Here is a 6,502-nt window from a genome sequence, read left to right on the forward strand (position 1 = left end):
GCGTCCGGTTGCCAGGTGTGGACCGGGAATAAGGCGATCTTGAGCGCGAGCCCGGCGACGATCAGCGCGTAGCTCGCTTGGATCAGCGGATCGCCGTACCCCGCCTGCGCGACGATCTGTCCTCGCATGTCGACCATGTTCAGCGTCCCCGTCGCGAGGAACGCGTAGCCGACGCCGACGAGGTACAGCGACGCGCCGACCGTCCCGACCACGAGGTACTTCAGCGAGGCGTACGCGCTCGCGCCCGAGCGGTCGGCCGCGATGAGCGCGTACGTCGTGATCCCGACGATCTCGAGGAAGACGAACATGTTGAACAGGTCGCCGGTGAGCGCCATCCCCGCGAGTCCGCCGACCAGGAGCAGGTACCCGCTGTAGAAGGGGTTCCCGTGCGGGCCGGCCACCCGCGAGAACGCGAGCGTCGCCAAAGAGACCAGCGCGATCAGCGCGAGCACCGCGGCCGACAGCTCGTCGGCCACCAGTTCGATCCCGATCGGCGGCTGGTAGGTGCCGAGCGCGTGGGTGAACCGCCCTCCGACCGCGACCTCGGCGACGATCCCGGCCGCGATCCCGACGACCGCAGTCGTCGCGACCGCCGCGATCGGCCAGCCGACGTCGTCGAACCACAGACCGAGCGCGATCGGCAGGGTGGCGGCCACGATCGGGACGGCGATCGCCAGCGGGAGGAGCACGTCAGTCATCGGTCGCACCCCCGTCGGTCGCGGCGTCGTCGACGGCGGCGGACGCGTCCGCGCCCTCGGCCGGTGCCTCGCCGTCGGCCGTCGGCCCCGCCGGGAGCGACCCCTCGTCCCGCATCAGCTCGCGGAGGGTGTCGGTGCGGAGCGTTCCGTACTCGTCGTAGATGCGAATGCAGAGCGCGAGCGCCACGGCGGTGAGGCTCACGCCGACGACGATGGCGGTGAGCACGATCACGTGCGGGAGCGGGCTGACGAACGTCCCCGCTTCCACGTCGCCGGAGGGAACGATCGGGATCGACCCGCCCTCGACGTACGCGGAGGCGATGAACAGCAGGAAAATCGCCGTCTGGAACAGGTTGAGTCCGATGATCTTCTTCACGAGGTGCGGGTTTGCTATCATCATGTAGAGACCGATACAGAGCAGCACCGCGAACGCGACGTAGGCGTGCCGCGTCGCGAGGAGGTCGAAGGCTCCCGCGGAGGCGACGGCGGCGTCGATTCCGGCAGACGGGATCCTAGCGGCGTCGATTCCGGCAGACGCGACGGTCGTCATCGCTCACCTCCGTCGGCGGCCGCGGTGCGGTCCGCGTCCGGTGTATCGAGCTCGTCGGCGCCCTCGTCGGCGGCGTCCTCCTCGGCGGGGGTGTCGTCGCCGAGGCCGCCCCCCTCCGAGTTGAACCCGTTCGCGAGCAGGAAGAAGAGGCCCATGAGCACGCCGCTCACGATGGCCGCGATGCCGAAGACCTCGACGCTCTCTAACCCGTATTTCACGGGGATCGGCAGCAGGTCGTACTGGAGGAACGCGCCGCCGCGCGCCACCGGGATCAGCCCGATGCCGGCGAATGCCAGCGCGCCGCCGACCGCGAGGCCGACGACGACGGTGTTGGCGACCCAGTCGCGCGTCGCCTCGATCCCGAACGCGAACGCGATCATGAACACGACGGCGGCCATGATCGCGCCGCCCTGGAACCCGCCGCCGGGCGACCCGGCGCCGTGGAAGGTGACGAAGAGGCCGTAGGTGAACGCGAACGGCGCCACGATCTTCACCGTCGGCATGATCACCTGGCTCTCCGTGTACGGTGTGCCTTGGCGCCGCTCGGAGTCGAGCCGTCCGGAGCGGGAGACCGCCCGGTGCGGCGGGACGTCCGGCTCGCCCTCGGGAGTCGACTCGACGGCGGTGCCGTCGCCTCCCGCGGCGTCGCCGTCGCGGACGCCGTCGTCCTCGGGGCGAACGTCGCTCATGCGAACACCTCCCGGTGAAGCACGATGAGCGCTGCGACCCCGGCGGCGAAGACGACGACCGCCTCGCCGAAGGTGTCGAACCCACGGAACGCCGCCAACACCGCCATCACCGTGTTATCGACGCCGGTCTGTGCGTACGACTCGCCGAGGTACCACTGGGTGACGTCCGGGTTCGACCAGACCGGCGCGACTGGCGAACCGACCGCCGGCACGTCTCCCATCGTGAACAGCAGTCCGACCAGCAGGATCCCGACCGCGCCCGCGGCCGGGACGTTCACCGACTCGAAGGCGACGTCGTGGTCGATCCGGGTCGTCTTCGCGAGGGTCAAGAGGAGCAGGACGGTGGTCACGCCGGCGGAGATCGCCGCCTCCGTCAGCGCGACGTCGGGCGCGCGGTAGAACGCGTACAGCGCGGCCATCCCCAGGCTGTACGCGCCGAAGACGATGATCGCCGCGAGCACGTCACGCGCCAGCGCCGTCGCCAGCGCGGTCAACACGACGAACGCGAGCAGGCTGGCTTCGACGGCGGTAACCTGAGCGACGACGGGCGTCGCCTGCGAGACGGCGGTCGTCTGTGCGGCGACCGTCGTCGCGAGGGCGGCCCCCGTCATCGCCGATCGTCCCCCTCGGTCCACGGGACGATCCCCTCCTCGAAGGCCGCACGGGTGATCGCGTGGGCGGCCGTCGGGTTCGTCACGAAGATGAAGAACAGCAGGAGCACCGTCTTGAAGCCGGTCCCCTCCAGGCCGATGACCAGCGCCACGGCGGCGAGTCCGAAGCCCGCGCCGAGCGTGTCGGCCTGCGAGGCGGTGTGCGCTCGCGAGTAGAGGTCGGGGAGCCGAAGCACGCCCGTCATCGAGACGAACGAGAAGAACAGCCCGAACAGCGTGAACGCGACGATCAGCCCGAGGCGGAGCGTCCCCAGCGTCCCGAGCGAGTCGATCACAGGACACCACCCCGCTCCACCGTGAACTTCGAGATGGCGATCGCCATCAGGAAGTTCAACAGCGCGTACACCAGCGCGATATCGAGGAACGTCGGTTCCGAGAGCGCCGCGGCCAGCATCGCGAGGATGACGACGGTGTTCGTCCCGAGGACGTTCACCGCGAGCACGCGGTCCTGCATGGTCGGCCCCTTCACCGCTCGGTACAGCATTCCGATCGCGAGCACGGCGAATCCGGCCGCCGCGAACAGCAGGAAGTCACCGACCGTGTAGCCCGCGGCGACGGGTACGTCGACGAGGGTCACGCGTCGGCCACCTCCTCGTCGTCGGTCGCTTCCCCGTCGACCGACGGCTCACCGTCCTCCGCCGCGCCGCCGTCCGCGGCGGCGATCGGAAGCTCCTCCGTCGCGTCCGGGCCCTGTAAGACGGCGCAGTCGTCGCGTTCGCGAGGGGTCGGCAGTCGAGCGGCCGAGCGACCGTAGTACACGAACCGCGTCCACCGCTCGAGGGAGCCGTCGAAGAGGCCGTCGCGGGCCCACGGCAGCAGCGAGTGAACGTACAGGTCGCTGTCGCGGGCGCGGACCGTCAGCGTCCCCGGCGTCAGCGTGATCGAGTTCGCGAGCGTCATCAGCGGGAGTCCCCCGCCGACGATCACGCGGACGCGGTTCAGCGTCGGCTCGATCGGAAGCCGCGGGTCCAGTATGACGCGGGCGACGACCAGGTTCGACTTGACGATCTCGTACAGCAGGACGGGGACGTAGATCGCGCCGCGGACCAACCGCTGGGGCGTCCGGGAAATCGACGGCTCGGTGTCGAAGCTGACCCGTGAGAGGGTGATCGACACGATCGCCGCGGTCGCGAGCCCCGTCACCCAGTCGAACCAGTAGAACGGGTCGCCGAGCACGAGATAAAAGGCGAGCGAGAGCCCGAACATCGCCGCGAACCGCACGCCGGTCGCCTCGTTCCGGAGCCGCTCGCGTCGGGTGGGCCGCCCCACCGGGGCCGTTCGGACCGTCAGCGGCGTGTTCGACAGCGCGAACTCCAGCGGCTGGAGGAGCGTCGTGTTGCCGACTGGCGTGTACTCGGGGTCCAGAAACACCGTCTCGGCGCCGTGCTCCTCGGCGTATTCGGCGAGGACCCCGACGTAGTCTTCCGGGCCGAACAGGTACTCGTCGGCGCCGATCAACGCCGAGACGATCGTCACGTCGTCGCCGCTGTCGCCGTCGGCGTCCTCGAGGTCCGCCTCCGCCCACGCGACCACCCGCTCGAGGACGCGCTGGGCGTCGGCGGAGCGGTCGTCTGAGTTCGGGTCGCCGTCGCGCCACGAGGCGATCTCCACGAAGTGGATCGCGTCGAAGTCGCCGTCGGTCGCGGTCTCGACGACGTGTGCGACCGTCGCGCGGAGGGTCGGCGAGGGCTCCACGGGGACGACGACGGCCGATCGCGACTCCGCGGCGATGTCGTCGACAGTATCGGCGTCGTCCGCGACGCGCTCGCCACCGTCGGCGGCGTCAGCCACCCGCCACACCTCCGACGGGTCCGGAGTTGACCGTCTCTGTGCACATGTGTATCTCTACCGGGATCCTTTCTCTACCGCCTCAAAACAGTTTGTATCCCAGCCGATACCGAACGCGCCGACGGCACCGCCCTCGTCGCCGAGCGACGACCGGCGCACCGTCGATCAGCGGCCGAGCGCGACCGCGAGCCGATCGGCGATCCGCCCGGCGACGCGGTCCTTCGAGCCGATTGCCTCCTCCGGCTCCGTCCCCTCGTCGCCGACGAGGAGGACGCGCGTCTCGTCGTCGCCCATCACGCTCGCGTCGTTGGCGACGACGAAGGCGAGGTCGACGCGGTCGCGAATCCGCTCGGCCTCCGCGATCATCTCGTCGTCGTCGCCCGACGTCTCGGCCTTAAAGCCGACGATCGGCAGGTCCGGGTACGCCTCCCGGACCGAGTCGATGAGCTTCGGCGTGGGCCGGAGGTCCACGGAGAGCGGCGACCCCGACCGGATCTTCTCGTCGACCGCGTCGGCGGTGAAGTCGGAGATCGCGGCCGCGGAGACCAGCGCGTCGGCCGTGGCCGCCGTCTGCCGGCACGCCCGCATCATCTCGTCGGCGGTCTCGACGGCGACGACGTCGGCGTAGGGCACGTCCGGGCCGTCCTGTACGAGCGTCACCTTCGCGCCGCGGACGTAGAGCGCGCGGGCGACCGCGCGGCCCGTCTTCCCCGACGCCCGGTTCGTCAAGATCCGGATCGGGTCGATGCGCTCCTTCGTCGCGCCGGCGGTGACGACGACGTGGACGCCCGCGAGCGATTCCGGCGTCGTCGCGCGGGCGACCTCGGTAACGATCTCGGCCTCGGCGGCGACCTTCGCTTTCCCCTCCTCGATCCGGGGGTCCGCGAAGGTCACGCCCCACTGCTCCAGCCGGTCGAGCGCGTCCAGCACGCCGGGGTGGTCGTACATCGGCTCGTGCATTGCGGGCGCCATCACGACCGGGACGTCCGCGCCGAGCGCGGTCGTCGCGCAGGTCGTCACGGGCGTGTCGTCCACGGCGGCCGCGATCTTCCCCGCCGTGTTCGCGGTCGCCGGCGCGAGCAGGAGCACGTCGGCCCACCCCTCGCGGCCGCAGAGCTCCACGTGTTCCACGTCGCCGGTTATCTCGGTGACGACGGGTTCGTCGGTCGCGAAGTCGACCGCCCACGGGTGGACGATGTTCGTCGCCGCCGGGGACATGACGGCGCGCACGCTCGCGCCCTGTCGGCGGAGCTCGTGGGCGAGTTCGACGACCTTCACCGCCGCGATGCTCCCCGAGACGCCGAGCGCGACGTTGACCCCCTCTAGCATTACCGAGACGGTTCCGCCCCTGGCGGCTTATAACGTGTCGTTGCGGAACGGCTCCGACGTCGACCGCTCGGCGCGCGCCGACGGCACCCGTTTAAAAATCAACCACCGCGGTGGCGCGCGCCTGCGAGCGCCCATGGGGCGCGAGCAGACCGCACGAGGGAGGCGGCGGGCCGGAGCGGCTCCGCCCGCGCCGGCCCGTCCGCCGAGGCTGGGGAGGCGTGAGGTGCGGTGCTGTGCGGGGTGGGACTCAAAGGGGCAGCCGCGAGGACGGCGCAGGCGACGGAAGCACCGCAAGGAGTGAGCGAAGCGAACGACTGAGGCGCGCAGCGAGCGTGCGCCGTCCTCGCGGCTGGGGCTTTGGAGATGTTCGTGTCGATCGGCCGGTTATATACAATGACGTACAGCCGAGCGGCTGGGGCTTTGGAGATGTTCATCGTCGATCCCTGAGCAGGTTTATAAGCGATCGATTGGAGCCTCCAGAGCGCTCTCAGCGCCACTGGCGGCGACAGACAACGAGTAACGGACTGAACACATACCGCCTATTTAAATGCCGAACGTCGCGCGCAGCATGTCCCGCGTGCCGGGACCGAGCCCGACCGCAAGCACCGTGATGAGCAGCATCAGCGTGTAGCGCGGCGACTCCTCGAACATCTCGCCGTTGAACACCCAGACGACGAACGTCGCGGCCGCGAGCTTCACGAGGAGGAACGGCCACGCGTCGCCGGTGACGGCGGCGATCGACTCCGGCAGGAGCCGGGCGGTCCAGTCGACGATCAG

The 6,502-nt window shown here is 70.2% G+C and carries 9 protein-coding genes; all 9 read right to left on the bottom strand.

Going from position 1 to position 6,502, the window contains the following annotated elements:
* The coding region (locus R6U01_RS12695) for a proton-conducting transporter membrane subunit (protein ID WP_410286822.1) at positions 1-698 on the bottom strand (698 nt) is incomplete at its 3' end.
* The gene (locus R6U01_RS12700; RefSeq protein ID WP_410286823.1) at positions 691-1,248 is read right to left on the bottom strand and encodes a sodium:proton antiporter; all 558 of its coding nucleotides are present in this window, start codon (positions 1,246-1,248) and stop codon (positions 691-693) included. The genes R6U01_RS12700 and R6U01_RS12695, both read right to left, overlap by 8 nt.
* The gene (locus R6U01_RS12705) at positions 1,245-1,937 is read right to left on the bottom strand and encodes an MnhB domain-containing protein (protein ID WP_410286824.1); all 693 of its coding nucleotides are present in this window, start codon (positions 1,935-1,937) and stop codon (positions 1,245-1,247) included. Before R6U01_RS12705 ends, R6U01_RS12700 begins: the two co-directional genes overlap by 4 nt.
* A complete protein-coding gene (locus R6U01_RS12710) occupies positions 1,934-2,548 on the bottom strand; it encodes a DUF4040 domain-containing protein (protein WP_410286825.1) in 615 nt (204 codons plus the stop codon). The genes R6U01_RS12705 and R6U01_RS12710 overlap by 4 nt, the downstream gene beginning before the upstream one ends.
* A complete protein-coding gene (gene mnhG, locus R6U01_RS12715) occupies positions 2,545-2,880 on the bottom strand; it encodes a monovalent cation/H(+) antiporter subunit G (protein ID WP_410286830.1) in 336 nt (111 codons plus the stop codon). The genes R6U01_RS12710 and mnhG overlap by 4 nt, the downstream gene beginning before the upstream one ends.
* The gene (locus R6U01_RS12720; RefSeq protein WP_410286826.1) at positions 2,880-3,185 is read right to left on the bottom strand and encodes a cation:proton antiporter; all 306 of its coding nucleotides are present in this window, start codon (positions 3,183-3,185) and stop codon (positions 2,880-2,882) included. The genes mnhG and R6U01_RS12720 overlap by 1 nt, the downstream gene beginning before the upstream one ends.
* Entirely contained in the window at positions 3,182-4,408 is a 1,227-nt protein-coding gene (locus R6U01_RS12725; protein ID WP_410286827.1) for a monovalent cation/H+ antiporter subunit E, read from the bottom strand. Before R6U01_RS12725 ends, R6U01_RS12720 begins: the two co-directional genes overlap by 4 nt.
* A gap of 153 nt (positions 4,409-4,561) precedes the next feature.
* On the bottom strand, positions 4,562-5,725 hold the full coding sequence (gene coaBC, locus R6U01_RS12730; protein WP_410286828.1) for a bifunctional phosphopantothenoylcysteine decarboxylase/phosphopantothenate--cysteine ligase CoaBC: 1,164 nt from the start codon (positions 5,723-5,725) through the stop codon (positions 4,562-4,564).
* Positions 5,726-6,268: 543 nt separating this feature from the next.
* Positions 6,269-6,502: DUF63 family protein (locus R6U01_RS12735; RefSeq protein WP_410286829.1), on the bottom strand; the 234-nt coding region annotated here is incomplete at its 5' end.

Source organism: Halorubrum sp., from assembly GCF_046498025.1.
Lineage (GTDB): Archaea > Halobacteriota > Halobacteria > Halobacteriales > Haloferacaceae > Halorubrum.